This is a genomic window from Actinomycetospora sp. C-140, assembly GCF_054796175.1.
Genome location: NZ_JBTWNF010000006.1, coordinates 97,672 through 115,952 on the forward strand (window position 1 = coordinate 97,672; position 18,281 = coordinate 115,952).

The following is an 18,281-nucleotide window of genomic DNA, read 5'->3' on the forward strand; positions in this document are numbered from 1 at the left end:
CCAGCCCGCCCCCGACAGCGGTCCTCGGCCCCCTCGGCCGCGGAGATCCACGACGGTACGCCGCCGGTGTGTCCCCGGTCAGCCGTTTCGAGGTTGAAGGGGAGATTTCCGCGGGCACCATGGAGCACGTGGGTGTGGAGCCCGGGCTGCGTGCTGCCGCGCGCCCGTCGACCGGCGACCGGGCGACCCCGCACCTCGATCTGGATCTCGCCCGTGTGCGCGACGCCTGTCGCGCGATGCGCATCGCCCTGCCCGGCGTCGAGCTCTGCTACGCGGTGAAGGCCAACCCGCACCCCGAGGTGCTCGCCCTCCTCGCCACCGAGGGCGCGTCGTTCGACCTCGCCAGCGTCGGCGAGCTCGACCTCTGCCTGCTCGCCGGAGCGGCGCCGGGCGCGCTGTCGTGGGGCAACCCGGTGAAGAAGGCCGCCGACGTGCGCGCCGCCCGCGCGGCCGGCGTCACCCGCTTCACCACGGACGCGCCGGCCGACGTCGACCTCCTCGCCCGCGAGGCGCCCGGCGCCCGGGTCGGGGTGCGGCTCGCGGTCGGCGACGACGGCGCCGCGACACCGTTCGCGGGCAAGTTCGGGGCGACCGAGGACGAGGCCGTGGCGCTGCTGGAACGCGCCCGCGCCGGCGGGCTCACCGCGGCCGGCGTCGGCTTCCACGTCGGCTCCCAGCAGCGGGACCCGGCGGCGTGGGCCCGGGCGATCGACGCCGCCGCCCGCGTCGCCGCCCGGCTCGGCGAGCACGCCCCGACCGAGCTCAACCTGGGCGGCGGCTTCCCCACCACCCACGCCGACGGGCCCGCACCCGACCTCGAGGCCTGCGGCGCGGCGATCCGCACGGCCCTCGCCCGGCACGCGGAGTGGTGGCGCCCCCGCCTCGTGGCCGAGCCCGGGCGCGCGCTCGTCGCCGACGCCGGTGTCCTGCGGGCGGAGGTCGTGCTCGTCGCCGAGCGCGGCGGGCGGCGCTGGGTGTACCTCGACGTCGGCCGCTACCAGGGCCTCGCGGAGACCGAGGCCGAGATGATCGTGTACCGGCTCCGGACACCCGGGCACCCCGGGGCGACCGGCCCGGTCGTCCTGGCCGGGCCGACGTGCGACGGCGACGACGTCCTCTACCGCCACGCGGACGTCCGCCTGCCGCTCGACCTCGCTCCCGGTGACGTCGTCGAGTTCCTCGGCGCCGGCGCCTACACCTCGAGCTACGCCTCGGTGGGCTTCAACGGCCTGCCGCCCCTGCCCACGTACGTCCACGACAGCACGAAGGAAGGTGGGAGTTGACCCTCAGCGCCCCGTCCACGACCGATCCCGCGACGTTCGCCGGCCGCCACGTGCTCGCCGAGCTCCGGGGCGTCGACGCCGTCACCCTCGCCGACGAGCAGGGCGTCGCGGACGCCCTGCGCCGCGCGCTCGACGCCGGCGGCGCGACGGTGCTCGACGTCGTCGCCCACCGCTTCGAGCCGCAGGGCACGACCGTCATGGCGCTGCTGGCGGAGTCGCACGCCTCCGTGCACGCCTATCCCGAGGCGGCCGCGGCGTTCGTGGACGTGTTCACCTGCGGCACGCAGGCCGACCCCGAGCACGTCGTCGACGCCCTGGGCCGCGAGCTGGGGGCGACCGAGGTGCGCGCGCAGGTGGTGGCGCGCGGCGCCGGCCTCGCGCCGGGGGCGGGTGGTCGCGAGGTCGACGAGCCCCTGGCCGCGGGGATGCGTCGCCGCTGGCGGCTCGACGAGGTGATCTGGCGGGGTCGCACCGCGTGGCAGGACATGATGGTGGCGCGGACCGCCCAGGGCGTGTCGCTCTTCTGCGACGGCGAGCGCCAGTCCACCGAGGACAGCCAGCTCGTCTATCACGAGGCGCTCGCCGTGCCCGCGATGCTGCTGGCCGACGAGCTGCGCTCCGTGCTCGTCGTCGGGTCCTCCGAGGGCGTCGTCTCCCAGCTCGCGGTCGCCGCCGGCGCGAGCCGCGTCGACCACGTCGACATCGACACCGAGTGCGTCCGGCGCTGTGCCGAGCTGCTGCCCTACGGCTACACGCCCGAGGAGCTGGCCGCGGCCGAGCGCGGCGACGGCACGGTGCGGATGCACTACGGGGACGGCTGGCAGTTCCTCGCCGACGCCGCGGCGCGCGGCGACCGCTGGGACGTCGTGATCGTCGACCTGCCCGACGAGCCCGTCGAGATCACCGATCCCGCCCAGCACGCCCGTCTCTACGGCGCGGAGTTCCTGCGCCGGTGCGCCGACGTCCTCGCGCCCGGCGGCGTCGTCTGCTCCCAGGCCGGCTGTCCGACGCTCTGGCGCCACGACACGCTCGCGCGGATGACCGGCCGGTTCGACGACGTCTTCGCGACGGTGCTGCCGTACTGCTCCGACGAGCACGAGTGGGCCTACCTCACGGGCCGCCCCGACCCCGTCGACGACCCCGTCTCCCTCGCGATCTCGCGCCTCGACCGCTTCCCGGAGCTGACGTCGATCGACGCCGACGCCCTGCGCCGCGGCGCGATCCTGCCGTTCGCGCTCCGCGCCGCGTCGTCCTGAGGCACCGTCGGCCCGGGGACGCCGCAGCTCCAGGCCGACGTGGGCCGGGGATGCTCTACGACGCGGACAAGGCCGCGGCGAGCTTCTCGGGGATGCCCGGGGCCTTGGACCAGGCTTTCGTCTCCGGGTCCTGGACCACGACGACGTAGACGTTGCGGCCCGTGACGGCGACCTCGTCGGCGGAGCGGTAGACCGCGAACGCGAGCGTGAAGCTCGTCGTGCCCTGCCTCTCGCAGGACACCTCGACCCGCGCGTCGTCACGCCAGCGCACCGACCCGCCGTAGTCGAGCTCGGAGTGCACGACCATGACGTCGACACCGGACGCGATGAGGTCCGGGTACGCCAGCCCGACGTGCTCGAGGAAGCCGGTGAAGGCCTCGTCGAACCACGTCAGGTAGTGCCCGTTGAACACGACACCCTGCTGGTCGATCTCGGCGTAGCGCGGGACGACGGGGAAGCTGTACGTCACTGACGGAGCTCCGGGAAGTCCTCGTCCCGGAACTCGCCCTCGGGCTGCGTGTCCGCGGTCGGGCGCAGCTCGGTCTCGCGGCCGCGCAGCTCGACCCGGCGGATCTTCCCGGAGATCGTCTTGGGCAGCTCGTAGAACTCGAGGCGCCGCACGCGCTTGTAGGCCGGCAGGTTCTCGCGGGCGTGCCGCAGGATCGCCAGCGCCGTGTCCCGGTTGGCCTCGTACCGGGCCGAGAGCACGACGTAGGCCTTCGGCACGGCCAGGCGCAGCGGGTCGGGCGACGGGACGACCGCGGCCTCCGCGACGGCATCGTGCTCGATGAGCACGCTCTCCAGCTCGAACGGGCTGATCCGGTAGTCCGACGCCTTGAACACGTCGTCGGAGCGGCCGACGTAGGTGATGTAGCCGTCCGCGTCGCGGGATCCCACGTCACCCGTGTGGTACACGCCGCCGGCGAAGACCTCGTCGTTGCGCTCGTCGTCGTCCTTGTAGCCGACCATCAGACCCACGGGTCGGTCGGCGAGGTCGATGCAGATCTCGCCCTCGTCGGCCCGCTCGCCCGACACCGGGTCGACCAGCACGATCGGGTAGCCCGGCAGCGGGCGGCCCATCGAGCCGTCCTTCACCGGCTGCCCGGGCGGGTTGCCGATCTGCAGCGTCGACTCGGTCTGCCCGAAGCCGTCGCGGATCGTCATGCCCCACGCCGCCCGGACCTGCTCGATGACCTCGGGGTTCAGCGGCTCGCCGGCCCCGACGAGCTCGCGCACCGGCACCTGCACGCGGGTGAGGTCGGCCTGGATGAGCATGCGCCACACCGTCGGCGGCGCGCAGAAGGTGCTCACGCCCTTCTCGACGATGACGTCGAGCAGCTTGTCGGCGTCGAACTTCGTGTAGTTGTATATGAAGATCGTCGCCTCGGCGACCCACGGCGCGAAGACGTTCGACCACGCGTGCTTGGCCCAGCCGGGCGAGGCGACGTTGAGGTGCACGTCGCCGGGCTGCAGGCCGATCCAGTACATCGTCGAGAGGTGCCCGACGGGGTAGCTCGTGTGCGTGTGCTCGACGAGCTTCGGCTTCGACGTCGTGCCGCTGGTGAAGTAGAGCAGCAGCGTCTCGTCGCCCCGGGTCGGCGCGTCCGGGGTGAACTCCGCGGGCGCGTCGTAGGCGGCGGCGAAGTCCAGCCAGGGCTCGGTGATGCGGTCCCCGACGGCGATCTTCGTGTAGTCGCCGGGCACGTCGTCGAACTTGTCGACGTCGGCGTCACGGACGACGACGTGCTTCGCGTTGCCGCGGTCGATGCGGTCGCGCAGGTCGGCGGGCCCGAGCATCGGCGTCGACGGGATGAGGATCGCGCCGAGCTTCATCGCGGCGAGGATCGTCTCCCACAGCTCGACCTGGTTGGCGAGCATGAGGATGATCCGGTCGCCGCGCCGCACCCCCTGGGCGCGCAGCCAGTTCGCGACGCGGTTGGAGCGCTCGCGCATGTCGGCGAACGAGAACTTCGCCTCGCTGCCGTCCTCCTCGACGATCCACAGCGCCGGGCGCTGGGCCGTGCCCGGGTCGGTGCCGATGGCGTCGAAGTGCTCGAGGGCCCAGTTGAACTCGTCGAGCCGCGGCCACGTGAAGTCGCGGAGGGCGGCGTCGAGGTCCTCGCGCCGCTCCAGCAGCAGATCCCGCGCCCGGCGGAACTCGGTCGCCGCCTTGCTGAGCTCGGACACGAAGAGGATCCCTCCCTGAGACGCCGGTGGCCGAGGCGGTTCTACCACCTCGGCCACGGCGTCAGGGAGACGAAGCGCCCCGCTACTTGATCAGCTTGCGCAGGATGAGGAGCCCCACGAGCGCGCCGGCGGCGTAGACGGCGTACTTGATCTTCGGGTCGGCCCACTTCTGCGCGGCCATCTCCTTGCCCTGCTCGGAGAGCCGCTGCGGGTTCGCCCGCTCCGACAGCTCGTCGAGGGCGCCGGCCAACGCCTCGCGCGCCTGCGTGATCTCCTTCTCGATGGCGTCCGTGTCGCGTGCCACGGCACCTCCCCTTCCCGTCGGTCGCCCGGACGGTCCCTCACTGCGGAGGCGACCGGCGTGTGGTCGGCGGCTATCCTGCCCGCCCGTGACCGCCGATACCCGCCTGGCCCCCGGTCAACCCGCGCCCGACTTCTCGTTGACCTCCGATCGGGGCGAGACGGTGTCGCTCGCGGACCTCCGTGGGCACCGCGTCCTCGTCTACTTCTACCCCGCCGCCATGACCCCGGGCTGCACCAAGGAGGCGTGCGACTTCCGGGACAACCTGGCGACCTTCAACGATGCCGACGTCACCGTGCTCGGCATCTCCCCGGACAAGCCGGAGAAGCTCGCGAAGTTCCGCGACAAGGAGGAGCTGACCTTCCAGCTCCTCTCCGACCCGGACAAGTCCGTCATGCAGGCGTGGGGCGCCTGGGGCGAGAAGACGATGTACGGCAAGACCACGACCGGCGTCATCCGCTCGACCTTCCTCCTCGACGCCGACGGGAAGATCGAGGAGGCGCAGTACGGGGTGAAGGCCACCGGTCACGTGGGCCGTCTCCTGCGCGATCTGAAGCTGTAGGGGGTGCCGGCGGCGGGATTCGAACCCGCACTGGCGCGGACCTAAACCGCGTGCCTCCTGCCTTTGGGCTACGCCGGCCCGCCGTTCGGACGAACATCCGCGCGGTGGCTGCCTCGACGATACGAGGCCTGTCGTCGAGGGCGCGAGCAGGGCAACCATGATCGCTCCAGCTCTACAGGAACGCCCGGACCGCCGCCGCGACCTCGTTCGCCGCTTCCAGGGGCACGAAGTGCCCGACGTCCTCCAGGTGCGCGACGCCGCGGAGGTCGGTGAACGCCTCCGCGAGCCCCTCGGCCAACCGGGGCGGGAAGAGCGGGTCGCGGTCGCCCCAGAGCACCGAGGTCGGCACGGTCACCGGCGGCACCGGCCCCTGTCCGCGGGCGGCGAGTGCGATGGCCAGGGTCGCCGACCCGGAGCGGTACCAGTTCAGCGAGGTCGTGAACGCCCCCGGCCGGGCGTAGGCCGCCACCAGCTCGTCGGTCACGGCGGCGATCCCCCGGTGCCCCCAGTGCGACCAGAAGTGGGCGAGATAGGTCCGCACCGCGTCCGCCGACCCGTCCACGAGGTCGGCCGCGAGCGCCAGCTGGTGGAAGTCCTGGTACCAGAACTCGGCGCGGTGGTCGTCGTCGAGCGCGGCCCGCGCCGACCCGGGGTGGATCGCGTTGCCGAGCACGAGCGCCCGGACACGCTCAGGGGACGTCCGCGCCAGGTGCGACGCCGTCGTCGACCCGACGTCGTAGCCGACGAGGATCGCGTCGTCGAAGCCCAGGTGGTCCATCAGCTCGAGCACCGCGGCGCCCTGGGCGTCGCGGCCGAAGTCGAACGGCGGCCGGTCGACGTCGTCGGCCCGGAACGAGGCCCCGAAGCCGAGCAGATCGGGCACCACGACCTGGGCATCGCGCTCGAGCAGCGGGAGCAGGGCGCGGTAGTCCGAGGCGGCCCCGGGCCAGCCGTGCAGGCAGATCACCGGGACCCCGTTGCCCTCGTGCGCGTACGCGATCACGTGATGCCGAGTACCCGGAATCCCGCGTGCGACGACAGCCGCGTCGCCGGGTGGCCCTGCTCGCCGAGCCAGCGGGCCAGCGAGTCCGAGCCGAGGTTCTTGCTGACGACCAGGTACGACGCCCCGTCGACGCGCGGCAGCCACCGCAGCAGCAGCTCGTGCAGCGCGGCCTTGCCCGAGCGGATCGGCGGGTTCGACCACATCTCCGCGAAGCGGTGGTCCGCCGGCACCTCGTCGGGCCGGCAGGCGCGCACGTTGGGCACCTTCGCGGCCGCGGCGTTGGCCCGCACCAGGTCCAGCGCGCGGTCGTTGACGTCGACAGCCCACACCGTCGACGACGGACGCTGCACCGCGAGCCACAGGGCGATGGGTCCGTAGCCGCAGCCGAGGTCGAGCAGGTCACCGGTCCCGGCCGGCTCGGGGGCGTTCGCGAGCAGCACCCGCGTGCCCTTGTCCAGCCGCCCCCGCGAGAAGACGCCGGAGTCGGTGGTGAGGTCCAGCGCGACGCCGCCGACCTCGAGCCGGAACGGGACCGGGTCGGACGGCGAGGTCGGCTGCTCGGAGAAGTACTGGTCGGTCACGACACCTCGGAGAGCCTCGGGATCAGCGCGCGGAGGGCCTTCGACCGATGCGAGACCGCGTCCTTCTCCTCCGGAGCCATCTCCGCCGACGTGCGCGACTCGCCCTCCGGGACGAAGGCGGGGTCGTAGCCGAAGCCGTTGGTGCCACGCGGCAGCCGGATGAGGCTGCCGGGCCAGCGCTCGACGAGGACGATCTCGCGGCCGTCGGGGTGTGCGGCGGCCGCGGCGCAGACGAACGCGGCGCCCCGGCGGTCCTCGGGGACGTCGGCCATCTGGTCGAGCACGAGGGCGAGGTTGGCGTGGTCGCGCTCGACGCGGGACCCGCCGCGGCCCGACCAGCGGGCGGACAGCACCCCCGGCATGCCGTTCAGCGCGTCGACGGCGAGGCCGGAGTCGTCGGCGACGGCCACGAGCCCGGTCGCCGCGGCGGCGTCGCGCGCCTTGGCCAGGGCGTTCTCCTCGAACGTCGCGCCGGTCTCGGGGGCCTCGGGGAACTCGGGGACGTCGCCGAGGCCGAGCACCTCGAGGCCGCCGGTCAGCCGGCGCAGCTCGGCGAGCTTGGCGTCGTTCCTGGTGGCCAACAAGATCTTCACGGGCGGAGACGCAGCGGAGCGGAGCTCGACCATCAGGACAGCTCCCCGGGGTAGGGCTCGGCGAGCGCGGCGGCCTGGAGCTCGGTGAGCGACGCGCACCCGGCCAGCGCCGAGTCCAGCATCGCGTCGAGCGTCGCGCGCGTGTAGGTGGCGCCCTCGCCGGTGCCCTGGACCTCGACGAGCGTGCCGGTGTCGGTGGCGACGACGTTCATGTCGACCTCGGCGCGCGAGTCCTCCTCGTAGGGCAGGTCGAGCCGGACGCGGCCGTCGACGACGCCCACCGACACCGCGGCGATCGAGCAGGACAGCGGCTGCGGGTCGGCGAGGCGCTTGTGGGCGCGCAGCCAGGTCACGGCGTCGGCGAGCGCCACGTACGCACCGGTGATCGCCGCGGTCCGCGTGCCGCCGTCGGCCTGCAGGACGTCGCAGTCGAGCTGGATGGTGTTCTCGCCGAGCGCGCGCAGGTCGATCGCCGCGCGCAGGGAGCGTCCGACCAGCCTGCTGATCTCGTGGGTGCGGCCGCCGACCCGACCCTTGACCGACTCGCGGTCGCTGCGCGTGTGGGTCGCCGACGGCAGCATCGCGTACTCCGCGGTGAGCCAGCCGAGCCCGCTGCCCTGGCGCCAGCGCGGGACGCCCTCGGTGACGCTGGCCGCGCACAGCACCGTCGTCTGCCCGAACGAGACCAGCACCGATCCCGCCGGGTGCTGCTGGAACCCGCGGGTGATGCTGACCTCGCGGAGCTCGTCGTCCGCCCTGCCGTCGCTGCGTGCCACGGGCGACCACCCTAGGCTGGCGTCACGTGACCACCGTCGGCCGGACCGGGCTCGTGCTGCTCGCGAGCTGCCTCGCCCAGTTCATGGTCGTCCTCGACGTATCGATCGTGAACGTCGCGATCCCGTCGATCCGCACCGCGCTCGGGTTCGACGCCGAGGGACTGGCGTGGGTGGTCAACGCCTACACGCTCGCGTTCGCGGGCTTCCTGCTGCTCGGCGGGCGCGCCGCGGATCTCTTCGGGCGCCGCCGGGTGTTCCTCGTCGGCCTCGGGCTCTTCGGCCTGGCGAGCCTCATCGGCGGGCTCGCGAACGACCCGTCGCTGCTGCTGGCCGCCCGCGCCGTCCAGGGCCTCGGCGGGGCCGTGCTCTCCCCCGCCTCCCTGGTGATCCTCCAGACCACGTACGCCGAGGGGGCGGCCCGCGCCCGGGCGTTCGGCTGGTGGTCGGCGATGGGCGGGATCGGCGGCGCGACCGGCGGCCTCGCGGGCGGCGTGCTCGTCGGGCTGCTGAGCTGGCGCTGGATCTTCCTGGTCAACGTGCCGGTGGTGATCGTCACCGCGGTGCTCGCGCTCGCCGTCGTCCGCGAGACGCGCGCCGAGGAGCGGCCGGGGCTCGACGTGACCGGCGCCGTGCTCGTGACCGGCGGACTGGTCGCCCTGGTCTACGGGGTGGTCTCGCTGGAGTCCGCGCCGTGGACCTCGGTGCGCGTGCTCGGCGGCCTGGTCCTGGCCGCCGTGCTGCTCACCGCGTTCGTGCTGGTCCAGCGCCGCAGCCGCCACCCGCTCGTGCCGCTGTCGGTGTTCCGCATCCGGTCGGTGAGCACCGCCAACGTCGTCATCCTGCTGATCTCGTCGGCCATGTTCTCGATGTGGTTCTTCGTCTCGCTGCACATGCAGGGCGTGCTCGGGTTCGACGCCCTCACCGCGGGGCTCGCGTTCCTGCCGCAGTCGGCGTCGGTGGTGCTCGGCTCGCAGCTCTCCTCCCGCCTGCTCCCCCGCCTCGGCGCGCGTCCCCTGCTCGTCGGCGGGGCCACGCTCACCGCCGCGGGCTTCGCCTGGTTCGCGTTCCTCACCCCCACCACCGGTTGGGCGGCGGGGATCCTCGGGCCCGGCATCGCGGTGTCGCTGGGGATGGGGATCGTCTTCCCTGCGGTGACGACCGCGGCCACGACGGGCGTGGGACCGGGTCTCGCCGGCCTGGTCAGCGGCCTGGTGACCACCTCACGGCAGATCGGGGGCGCGGTCGGCCTGTCGGTGCTCTCCACGCTCGCCGCCTCCCACGCGGCCGCGCTCACCGCGGCCGGCGCCGCCGCGCCGGTGGCGCAGACGGCCGGGACGACGCGGGCCTTCGCGGTCGCGGCGGTCGTCGTCGCGGCCTCGGCGCTGGTGGCCCTGCTCGTGCCGATGCCGCGGCCGACGGCGGCCCCGGAGCCGGCCCGGGTCTGACCTCCCTCAGGCGGGCACGGGCTCGAGGCGGCGGTCCAGGAGCGCGAGCAGCCCGACCGTGACGAGGGCGATCACGACGAGGCCGGCGACGTCCACGGCCGACCGTGCCCAGAACACGGTCCCGACCAGCGTGTGCGCGAGCAGCATGCCCCCGACCAGCAGCAGCGCGTGCCGGTCGCTCCACGCCGCCCGCGCCGACCACCGGGCGACGGCGATCCCGGACACCACCACGAGCACCAGCCCCGCCAGCATCGGCACGAGCACCCACAGCCCGTGGGTGCCGGCCGGCTGGCCCTGCGCGTGCGGCGGCCACATCAGCCACAGGACGACGCCGGTCACGAGCAGGGACGCGACGCCGAGCGCCCACGGCGCGGGGACGGGTCCCGGCTGCGGCGCGGTGTCGGCGCGGGGCGGCAGCACGCGCAGCGCCACCACGGCGAGCAGGCCCGCGACGACCGCGCTCGTCACCGGCGCGGCGAGCGGCGCGAGGTAGCCGGGGTCCTGGAACGGCGGCACCGCCACCCGCAACAGGGCCACGCCGAGCACGGCGACGGCGCCGGTCACCACCAGACCCGGCGTGCGCAGGTAGGGGCGGCCGCGGTGGGACGGGAACGCGAGGTGGGTCAGCGCGATCGGGACGAGCACCGAGAACAGGGCGTGGTAGACCGCGTTGGCCTCCCAGTACGTGACGTTGAACCCCAGCACCCGGACGCCCCACTCGCCGGCGCGGTACAGCGACGGGCTCGTCAGCGCCTGCAGCCCGATCCCGTCCTCGACCAGTTCGTAGGCCAGCCCGAGCGGCACCAGCGCGACCCACGTCCGCCGGGAGCGGACCCACGCCTCGCGGATCAGCAGCACGCCGGCGCCGTAGACGGGCATCCACACCAGCGTCAGCCAGGCCATGCTCATCGGGGTGCTGCCCCAGGCCAGCTCGGCGACGACCGGAGTGAGCACGACCAGCGTCCAGGCCGCGCGACGGTTCGGTCCGGTGATCATGTCCGGGACGGTAGGGCGGCCCCGGCACGGCCGTCGTCGATCCGCGGCATCGAGCCGCTCCGACGAAAGTCGGTGGTCGGCGTCAGATGGTGTAGTGCCCGTCGGGGACGACGAGCTCCGTGGGGCCGCGGAACTCCTCGCGCGCCTCGGCCAGCAGCGCCGGCCCGTCGGCCCATGCCGGGACGTGGGTCAGGAGCAGGCGGGCGACGCCGGCCTCGCGGGCCGTGCGCCCGGCCTGCCGGCCGGAGAGGTGCACGCCCGGCGGGCGCTCGGGGCCGTCGCTCCAGGTGGACTCGCAGAGCAGGACGTCGGCGTCGCGCGCGAGCTCGGTGAGCTCGCGGCACGGCCCGGTGTCGCCGGAGTAGACCAGCGAGCGGCCCTCGTACTCCAGCCGGATGCCGTAGGCCTCGCAGGGGTGGTCGACGGGCGCGCTGGTCAGCGCGACCGGCCCGATCGCGCCGGGGCCGAGGGCGAAGGGGCGGTGGGTGAAGACGTCGGTGAGGTCGGTGGCGACGCGCTCGTCGGAGGAGGGCGCGTAGGCCACGGCGAGGCGGACCTCGGACTCCGTCGGCCCGTGCAGCGGCACGACCTTGCCGGGACCGTCGGGGTGGTAGCGGCGGTGGACGATCAGCCCGGACACGTCGGCGCAGTGGTCGGGGTGGAGGTGCGACAGGACCAGGGCGTCGAGGTCGAACGGGTCCATGTGCCGCTGGAGGGCCCCGAACGCCCCGTTGCCGAGATCCAGCACCAGGGATGTGTCGCCGGCCCGCACGAGATAGCTCGAGGCCGGGGAGTACGGACCGGCGCCGCTGCCGGAGCACCCCAGGACGATCAGTTCCACGGGCGCACCCTACGGGCCCGACCTGCCCGAACGCACAGGCCCACGAGGACTACTCCGGTCACGGATCGGGCACGGACCGTGGGAGGTCGCTCAGGTGACGGCCGGTGCGTCCGGTGCACCGGGCCCGGCGCGGCGCCGGTCGGCGACGACGGTGAGCCGCGCGGCCAGCACGCCGCCGATCGCGCCGCAGAGGTGGGCCTGCCAGGAGATCCCGGGGGTGCTGGGCAGCACGCCGAACAGGAGCCCGCCGTAGATCAGGAACAGGACCACGGCGACCGCGATCTGCCCGAACGAGCGCGCGAAGAACCCGCGGACCAGCAGGAACGCGAACCAGCCGAAGATGATCCCGGACGCGCCGATCGTCGAGCCGGGGCTGCCGATGAGCCACACCCCGACGCCGCTGACGAGCCAGATGACGGCGGTGACGGCGAGGAGCTGCCCGAGCCCGCCGGCGAGCACGAGGAACCCGAACACCAGCAGCGGGATCGTGTTGCTCGCCAGGTGCTCGAAGCCGCCGTGCAGCAGCGGCGCCCACAGGATGCCGCCGAGCCCGTCGACCGTGCGCGGCACGATGCCGTCGTCGTCGAGGCCCTGGGGCGGGTCGAGCGAGACGAAGACCGTCCGGTCGGCCAGCTCGATGAGCCAGAGCACCGCGACGATCCCGACCATGAGGATCGCGGCCCGCACCGGGTGCGTCGGCCAGATGCGGGGCGTGGGGCGCGCCGGGCTCGTCACGGCCTCGACACTACGACCGGACCTGCCGGATCCGTGTGGGCCGCGACCCTGACCTTTCCCGGGGTCGCCTAGGCCCAGAGCTGGCCCTCGAGGGCCTCCGCGGCCTCCTCGAGCGTGCCGCTGTACGCGCCGGTCGACAGGTACTTCCACCCGCCGTCGCAGACCACCATGACGATGTCGGCCTCGTCGTCCGCCCCGGCGGCCTTCTCCGCCTGCGCGAGCGCGGCGTGGAGGATGCCGCCGGTCGAGATGCCGGCGAAGATCCCCTCCTGCTCGACGAGCTGGCGGGTGCGGCGCAGCGCGTCGTACGCCCCGACCGAGTAGCGCCCGGTGAGGACGTCGGGGTCGTAGAGCTCGGGCACGAAGCCCTCGGCGATGTTGCGCAACCCGTAGACGAGCTCGCCGTAGCGGGGCTCGGCCGCGATGATCTGGCAGTCCGGCTTGTGCTCGCGCAGGTAGCGCCCGGTGCCGACGAGCGTGCCGGTGGTGCCCAGTCCCGCCACGAAGTGCGTGATGGTGGGCATGTCCCGCAGGATCTCCGGGCCGGTGCCCTCGTAGTGCGCGAGCGCGTTGGCCGGGTTGCCGTACTGGTAGAGCATCACCCAGTCCGGGTGCTGGGCGGCGATCTCCTTGGCGGTCGCGACCGCCTGGTTGGACCCGCCCGCGGCCGGCGAGAAGATGATTTTCGCGCCGTACATCTCGAGGAGCTGGCGCCGCTCGGCCGAGGTGTTCTCGGGCATGACGCACACGAGCTCGTAGCCCTTGAGCTTGGCCGCCATCGCCAGCGAGATGCCGGTGTTGCCCGAGGTCGGCTCGAGGATGGTGCAGCCGGCGGTCAGCCGGCCGTCCTCCTCGGCCGCCTCGATCATCCGCAGGGCCGGCCGGTCCTTGATCGAGCCCGTCGGGTTGCGGTCCTCGAGCTTCGCCCACAGCCGCACGTGCGGCGCCGGGGAGAAGGACGGCAGGCCCACCATGGGCGTGTCGCCCAGGGCGTGGATCAGGGAGTCGTACCGGGCCACGGTCGGTGTCTCAGCGCCCGCCGGCCACGGCCGGGAGGATGGTCACGGTGCCGCCCTCGGGCACCTGCGCGTCCAGGCCGCCGGCGAAGCGGACGTCCTCGTCGTTGACGTAGACGTTGACGAACCGGTGGAGCGCCCCGTCGGTCACCAGGCGGTCCTTGATGCCCGGGTGGTTGGCCTCGAGGTCGGTGATGACCTCCTGCAGCGTCGAGCCGTCGGCCTTGACCTGCTTCTCCCCACCGGTGTGGGTGCGCAGGATGGTCGGGATCGAGACGGTGGCGGACACGGATTCCCTCCGGTTCGTGGTGAACGGTCTTCTGCGATGGACAGCGTCGCACGGTGACGCGACATTCCGTGACCCTGCGATGACGCAGGCCGGGCGCGTCAGGACCGGGCGCCAGGATCCGGGACGTCGTCGCTGCCGGTGTGGGCGAACATGTAGTTCTCGACGACCGCGACCTCGTCCTCGACGACGCCGCCCTCCTCGTCCAGCAGGAACGAGCGCAGGTCGGTCTCCGACTCCGGTCCGGTCAGCGCGACGATCACGAAGTGCACCCCGGGCTGCAGGCCCATGTACTGGATGTCCTTCTCCGAGGGGTACGCCTCGGGCAGGCCCGTGTCGGTGAGGGGGCGCCGCGGCACCCGCGTGTGCGAGTGGAAGACGACGACCGGCTCCTCGCCGCGCTCCTCGCTCTCGCGGTGGACGCGCAGCTGCTCGCGGGAGTCGAACGCGTAGTCGCTCTCCACGGCGTCGGTGTTCGTCATCGGGACGTAGCGCTCCGGACGGTCCGAGCCCTCGGGGCCGGTGAGCTGCCCGCACGCCTCCAGCGGGTGGTCCCGACGGGCGTGCGCGACCAGCTCGTCGACGAGGTCGGCCCGGATCACCAGCACGGTGTCGAGGATACGGAACGCGCGGCGGCTCAGCCCGTCAGCGTCGTCACCAACGAGTCCTGCAACCACGTCAACCAGTGGTAGACGGGCAGGTGGTCGGCGCGGGGGTCGTCGGCGGGTACGTGCTCCGGCATGTCCTCGCTCACCTCGAGCGCGACCCCGAGCGCCAGGCGCACGTCGTTGACCGCGGCCAGCCACTCCTCGGCCTGCGGCGGCGCGAGCTCGACCCGCCCCCCGCCGGCGGGACAGGTGGCGAGCACGGTGGCGATCGCGTCCAGCTTGGCCTCGATGAGCTCGGGCTCGTTCACCGAGCGCATCGCCGCCGACAGCTCCCCCGCGTCGTCCTCGCCCGACGACGCGAAGTCGGGCAGCAGGCGCGCGAGCACCGGGTCGTCGGGCGGGGTGGACGGGCCGGTGCGGATGCCGGTGAGCGCGGCGAGCTCGTCCTCGGGGGCGGCGGCGTTGCGGCCGGTGAGCATCTGCTCGACCTGGCCCATGAGCCCGCGCAGCACCGACGCCTCCGGCCGCTCGAGCACCGCGACGTACCGGACGCGGTCGCCGCGCCCCTGCCGTCTCCAGGCCTTCAACTGGCGCGCTGCATCGTCGCCCAGAGGCCCGCCGCGTGCAGGCGCGACACGTCGCCCTCGACCTTCTCGCGGCTTCCCGACGACACCGTGGCGCGGCCCTTGTGGTGCACGTCGAGCATGAGCGCCGTGGCCTTGGCCTTGTCGTAGCCGAAGAGCTTCTGGAACACGTAGGTCACGTAGGACATGAGGTTGACCGGGTCGTTCCAGACGATGGTCTGCCACGGCGTGTCCGCCAGGGTCGCCTCGTCGACGGCCTCCTCGGTCCGCTCGTCGACGTCCGGCTCGGCCGGAGCGGACAGACGCACCTCCATGGGGACCATCGTGACACGGTCCGGCTCCGCGGCGCCGTGCCTCCCCATAGGCTGGGGTGGTGATGCTTCCGGGGCACAGCACCGCGCTCCTGACCGACCAGTACGAGCTCACGATGCTCGACGCGGCCCTCGCCGACGGCACGGCCGACCGCCGCTGCACCTTCGAGGTCTTCGCCCGCAGCCTCCCGCACGGCCGCCGGTACGGCGTCGTGGCCGGTGTGCCGCGGCTCCTCGAGGCCCTCGCGCGGTTCACCTTCGACGCCGACAGCGTCGCCGTGCTGCGCGACGCCGGCGCCGTGAGCGACCACGCCGCGGAGTTCCTCGCCGACCACCGCTTCGGCGGGGAGATCGCCGGCTACCCGGAGGGTGAGCTCTACTTCCCGGGCTCGCCGGTGCTGTCGGTGACCGGGACGTTCGCCGAGTGCGTGCTGCTCGAGACCCTCGTGCTCTCGATCCTCAACCACGACTGCGCGATCGCCTCGGCGGCCGCGCGCATGACCACCGCCGCGAACGGGCGCCCGCTGATCGAGATGGGCTCGCGGCGCACCCACGAGGAGGCGGCGGTGGCCTCGGCGCGCGCCGCGTACCTCGCCGGCTTCGCCGCGACGTCGAACCTCGAGGCCCACCGCCGCTTCGGCGTCCCGACCACGGGCACCAGCGCGCACGCGTTCACGCTGCTGCACGACAGCGAGGCCGACGCGTTCCGGGCGCAGATCGACGCGCTCGGCGTCGGCACCACCCTCCTGGTGGACACCTACGACATCACCCAGGGCATCGCGACCGCGGTCGAGGTCGCGGGCCCCGACCTCGGCGCGGTCCGCATCGACTCCGGCGATCTCGGCGTCATGGCCCAGCGCGCCCGCGCCCAGCTCGACTCGCTGGGGGCCACCGGGACGCGCGTCGTGATCTCCGGCGACCTCGACGAGCACTCGATCGCGTCCCTGCGCGCCGAGCCCGTCGACGCCTACGGCGTGGGCACGTCGGTCGTCACCGGCTCCGGCGCCCCGACCGCGGGCATGGTCTACAAGCTCGTCGACGTCGAGGGCCGCCCGGTGGCCAAGCGCAGTTCGTCGAAGGAGTCGCGCGGCGGCGCGAAGTCCGCGGTGCGCCGGCACAAGCCCACCGGCACGGCGGTCGAGGAGGTCGTGCACCGCCTCGACGCCGCCGTCGCCCCCGGCGAGTACGACCGCGTCGTCCCCGTGCCCCTGGTGGTCAAGGGCGAGCCGGTGGGCGACCTGCCGTCGCTCGACGAGGCCCGCGAGCACCTGCGCCGGGGCCTCGTCGCCGTGCCCTGGGAAGGCCTCAAGCTCTCCCGCGGCGAACCCGCCATCCCCACGACCTTCGCCCTGTAGGCGCGCCGGGTTCGTTGTCAGCCTGGCGTCCACGCTGACGTTCGGTATCAGGAAATCCACCACGATCACCCGCCGTCCGGGCAAGATCCGGAGTTGGTGAGCGGACGCTCCGCTCAGCGGAACATCCGCTCACCAGATCCGGATCTTCGGCGTCAGGGGCCGCCGAACAGGGGCGGCGTGGTGTCCGCGGCCGGCTCCGGGGGCGTCGACGCGCTCGTCGGCGGCGGTCCGGGACTCGCGGTCGTGGGCCCGGCCGGCGTCGACGCGACCGGGGGCGACGCCGACGTCGTGGCGGTCGGCCCCGCGCCGGGAGACGAGTCCTCGGGGGCCGGCACCTCGGGCGACGGCACCGGGCGCTCGGCCGGGGCGACGGTCCCGTCGGACGGAAGGGACGGCGCGCCCACGGCCGGTGCTCCCACGGCCGGCACGCCCGGAGTCGGTGCGCCCAGGGCCGGCGCGGCCGGAGGCACGACGGGCGCCGCCAGCACGTCCGGGGCCGGCAGCGCATCCGGGGACGACGCGACCGACGGCGGGAGCTCGGGCGCCGGGGCGCCCGCGGCGTAGGCGGCCTCGATCGCGAGGACCTGGGCCACGTAGGCGTCCGAGTGGTTGTAGGCGAAGACGGCCGCGGACCGCTGCGCCGGGTCGGCGAGGTCCGCGCCGCCGGCGCAGAGGTGGCGCCCGCTGGCGACGGCGGCGTCGTCGACGTCGTCGGGGTCGGTCGCGCCGTCGGCGTCACCGTCCGCGCCGTAGGTCACCCAGCTCGACGGCAGGAACTGCAGGGGCCCGACGGCGAGGTCGACGAGCGGGTCGCCGTCGAGGCGGCCCCCGTCGGTGTCCGTGAGGAACGGGTGCCCGCCGGTGCCGTCGAGGCGCGGTCCCCGGATCGGCGCGAGCGTCCGGCCGTCCTCGGCGACCGCCCCGCCGCCGGCGTGGTCGGACTCGACGCGCCCGATCGCGGCCACGAGCGACCACGGCAGGTGGCACCCCGGCGCGGAGGAAGCGAGCGCGCCCTCGGCACCCCGGTACGCCTGCAGGACACGCGCCGGGATGCCGGTCGCGTCGACGTCACCGCCCGCGGACACGGCGACCGCGGGCGGGACCCACGCGCCGGGCGCGACACCGGTCGCGCCGAGGGCCCCGGTGTCGACCGGCGCCGGGGCGACCTGCGCGGCCGGCCGGGGCGCCGGACGGTCCGCGCCGTCACCGCCGCCCGCGCCGAGCGCCAGCGACACGGTCACCGCGAGCACCGGCACCGCCAGCGCACTGGCGACGATCACCGCGGCACGGCGCCGCTCGCTGACCGGCGGGTCGGTCAGGTCGAGGTCGGCGGGCGGCCGCGCGTAGTCCTCCGGGAGGGACCGCCAGCGGGTGGGCGGTACCGGCGAGGGGGCCATCGCGTCACCCGAAGGCGACGTCCCCCGGCACGAGGAGCGTCTCCACGGCCGGGAACACGACGGTCATCAGCACCAGCACCACCACGGCGACCGCCACGACGGCGAGGACGACCCGCACCGCCAGGGGTCCGGGTAGCAGCGTCCAGAGCTTCTCGTACACGGATC

Annotated in this window: 22 protein-coding genes and 1 tRNA gene; 5 read left to right on the forward strand and 18 right to left on the reverse strand. The window is 74.0% G+C overall.

Annotated elements, in window-relative coordinates:
- The first annotated feature begins 128 nt into the window (after positions 1-128).
- Together ACR9E3_RS12140 and speD are read left to right on the forward strand one after the other, a co-directional pair.
- Complete coding sequence (locus ACR9E3_RS12140) at positions 129-1,283, forward strand: type III PLP-dependent enzyme (RefSeq protein WP_460380543.1); 1,155 nt, start codon at positions 129-131, stop codon at positions 1,281-1,283.
- On the forward strand, positions 1,280-2,539 hold the full coding sequence (speD, locus tag ACR9E3_RS12145; protein ID WP_460380544.1) for an adenosylmethionine decarboxylase: 1,260 nt from the start codon (positions 1,280-1,282) through the stop codon (positions 2,537-2,539). The genes ACR9E3_RS12140 and speD overlap by 4 nt, the downstream gene beginning before the upstream one ends.
- Before the next feature lie 55 nt (positions 2,540-2,594).
- On the opposite strand, the gene ACR9E3_RS12150 is transcribed toward speD, so the two are convergent.
- The 3 genes from ACR9E3_RS12150 to ACR9E3_RS12160 form a co-directional block, all read right to left on the reverse strand.
- Positions 2,595-3,008 (reverse strand): acyl-CoA thioesterase, encoded by a 414-nt coding sequence (locus ACR9E3_RS12150; protein ID WP_460380545.1) that lies wholly within the window; start codon positions 3,006-3,008, stop codon positions 2,595-2,597.
- Complete coding sequence (locus tag ACR9E3_RS12155) at positions 3,005-4,726, reverse strand: AMP-binding protein (protein WP_460380546.1); 1,722 nt, start codon at positions 4,724-4,726, stop codon at positions 3,005-3,007. The genes ACR9E3_RS12150 and ACR9E3_RS12155 overlap by 4 nt, the downstream gene beginning before the upstream one ends.
- An 82-nt stretch (positions 4,727-4,808) precedes the next feature.
- Positions 4,809-5,030: a DUF3618 domain-containing protein gene (locus tag ACR9E3_RS12160; protein WP_285655286.1), complete on the reverse strand. Its 222-nt coding sequence runs from the start codon at positions 5,028-5,030 to the stop codon at positions 4,809-4,811.
- 85 nt (positions 5,031-5,115) lie between these two features.
- Between ACR9E3_RS12160 and bcp the strand changes: the two genes are divergently transcribed.
- Positions 5,116-5,589 carry a thioredoxin-dependent thiol peroxidase gene (gene bcp, locus ACR9E3_RS12165; RefSeq protein ID WP_460380547.1) on the forward strand — a complete coding sequence of 158 codons (474 nt, stop codon included), beginning with the start codon at positions 5,116-5,118 and terminating at the stop codon, positions 5,587-5,589.
- Between the two features lie 4 nt (positions 5,590-5,593).
- Here bcp and ACR9E3_RS12170 read toward each other — a convergent pair.
- From ACR9E3_RS12170 to rph, 5 genes are all read right to left on the reverse strand, one after another.
- Positions 5,594-5,667: transfer RNA gene (locus tag ACR9E3_RS12170), tRNA-Leu, on the reverse strand.
- A 94-nt stretch (positions 5,668-5,761) separates the two neighbouring features.
- On the reverse strand, positions 5,762-6,592 hold the full coding sequence (locus ACR9E3_RS12175) for an alpha/beta fold hydrolase (RefSeq protein ID WP_460380548.1): 831 nt from the start codon (positions 6,590-6,592) through the stop codon (positions 5,762-5,764).
- The gene (locus tag ACR9E3_RS12180; protein WP_460380549.1) at positions 6,589-7,173 is read right to left on the reverse strand and encodes a class I SAM-dependent methyltransferase; all 585 of its coding nucleotides are present in this window, start codon (positions 7,171-7,173) and stop codon (positions 6,589-6,591) included. The genes ACR9E3_RS12175 and ACR9E3_RS12180 overlap by 4 nt, the downstream gene beginning before the upstream one ends.
- Positions 7,170-7,799, reverse strand: a complete 630-nt coding sequence (gene rdgB / locus ACR9E3_RS12185) for an RdgB/HAM1 family non-canonical purine NTP pyrophosphatase (RefSeq protein WP_460380550.1) — start codon at positions 7,797-7,799, stop codon at positions 7,170-7,172. Before rdgB ends, ACR9E3_RS12180 begins: the two co-directional genes overlap by 4 nt.
- Positions 7,799-8,542, reverse strand: coding sequence for a ribonuclease PH (gene rph / locus ACR9E3_RS12190; protein WP_460380551.1), 744 nt, complete (start codon positions 8,540-8,542; stop codon positions 7,799-7,801). The genes rdgB and rph overlap by 1 nt, the downstream gene beginning before the upstream one ends.
- Before the next feature lie 26 nt (positions 8,543-8,568).
- Here rph and ACR9E3_RS12195 point away from each other — a divergent pair, with 26 nt between their 5' ends.
- Positions 8,569-9,987, forward strand: coding sequence for a DHA2 family efflux MFS transporter permease subunit (locus tag ACR9E3_RS12195; protein ID WP_460380552.1), 1,419 nt, complete (start codon positions 8,569-8,571; stop codon positions 9,985-9,987).
- Between the two features lie 6 nt (positions 9,988-9,993).
- Here ACR9E3_RS12195 and ACR9E3_RS12200 read toward each other — a convergent pair whose 3' ends face one another.
- The 8 genes from ACR9E3_RS12200 to clpS form a co-directional block, all read right to left on the reverse strand.
- The gene (locus tag ACR9E3_RS12200) at positions 9,994-10,983 is read right to left on the reverse strand and encodes a hypothetical protein (protein ID WP_460380553.1); all 990 of its coding nucleotides are present in this window, start codon (positions 10,981-10,983) and stop codon (positions 9,994-9,996) included.
- Between the two features lie 82 nt (positions 10,984-11,065).
- Positions 11,066-11,824 carry an MBL fold metallo-hydrolase gene (locus tag ACR9E3_RS12205; protein ID WP_460380554.1) on the reverse strand — a complete coding sequence of 253 codons (759 nt, stop codon included), beginning with the start codon at positions 11,822-11,824 and terminating at the stop codon, positions 11,066-11,068.
- Positions 11,825-11,914: 90 nt separating this feature from the next.
- On the reverse strand, positions 11,915-12,559 hold the full coding sequence (locus ACR9E3_RS12210) for a rhomboid family intramembrane serine protease (protein ID WP_460380555.1): 645 nt from the start codon (positions 12,557-12,559) through the stop codon (positions 11,915-11,917).
- Positions 12,560-12,627: 68 nt separating this feature from the next.
- Positions 12,628-13,578 (reverse strand): PLP-dependent cysteine synthase family protein, encoded by a 951-nt coding sequence (locus tag ACR9E3_RS12215; protein ID WP_460380556.1) that lies wholly within the window; start codon positions 13,576-13,578, stop codon positions 12,628-12,630.
- Positions 13,579-13,588: 10 nt separating this feature from the next.
- Entirely contained in the window at positions 13,589-13,864 is a 276-nt protein-coding gene (locus ACR9E3_RS12220) for a MoaD/ThiS family protein (protein ID WP_285655258.1), read from the reverse strand.
- 98 nt (positions 13,865-13,962) lie between these two features.
- Complete coding sequence (locus tag ACR9E3_RS12225) at positions 13,963-14,469, reverse strand: M67 family metallopeptidase (protein WP_460380557.1); 507 nt, start codon at positions 14,467-14,469, stop codon at positions 13,963-13,965.
- Between the two features lie 29 nt (positions 14,470-14,498).
- Entirely contained in the window at positions 14,499-15,056 is a 558-nt protein-coding gene (locus ACR9E3_RS12230) for a DUF2017 domain-containing protein (RefSeq protein ID WP_460380558.1), read from the reverse strand.
- Complete coding sequence (gene clpS / locus ACR9E3_RS12235; protein WP_460380559.1) at positions 15,053-15,367, reverse strand: ATP-dependent Clp protease adapter ClpS; 315 nt, start codon at positions 15,365-15,367, stop codon at positions 15,053-15,055. Before clpS ends, ACR9E3_RS12230 begins: the two co-directional genes overlap by 4 nt.
- Before the next feature lie 62 nt (positions 15,368-15,429).
- Here clpS and ACR9E3_RS12240 point away from each other — a divergent pair, with 62 nt between their 5' ends.
- The gene (locus ACR9E3_RS12240) at positions 15,430-16,719 is read left to right on the forward strand and encodes a nicotinate phosphoribosyltransferase (protein WP_460380733.1); all 1,290 of its coding nucleotides are present in this window, start codon (positions 15,430-15,432) and stop codon (positions 16,717-16,719) included.
- 152 nt (positions 16,720-16,871) lie between these two features.
- On the opposite strand, the gene ACR9E3_RS12245 is transcribed toward ACR9E3_RS12240, so the two are convergent.
- Positions 16,872-18,116: a lysozyme family protein gene (locus tag ACR9E3_RS12245; RefSeq protein ID WP_460380560.1), complete on the reverse strand. Its 1,245-nt coding sequence runs from the start codon at positions 18,114-18,116 to the stop codon at positions 16,872-16,874.
- Between the two features lie 4 nt (positions 18,117-18,120).
- Positions 18,121-18,276, reverse strand: coding sequence for a hypothetical protein (locus tag ACR9E3_RS12250; protein WP_460380561.1), 156 nt, complete (start codon positions 18,274-18,276; stop codon positions 18,121-18,123).
- Between the last annotated feature and the right edge of the window lie 5 nt (positions 18,277-18,281).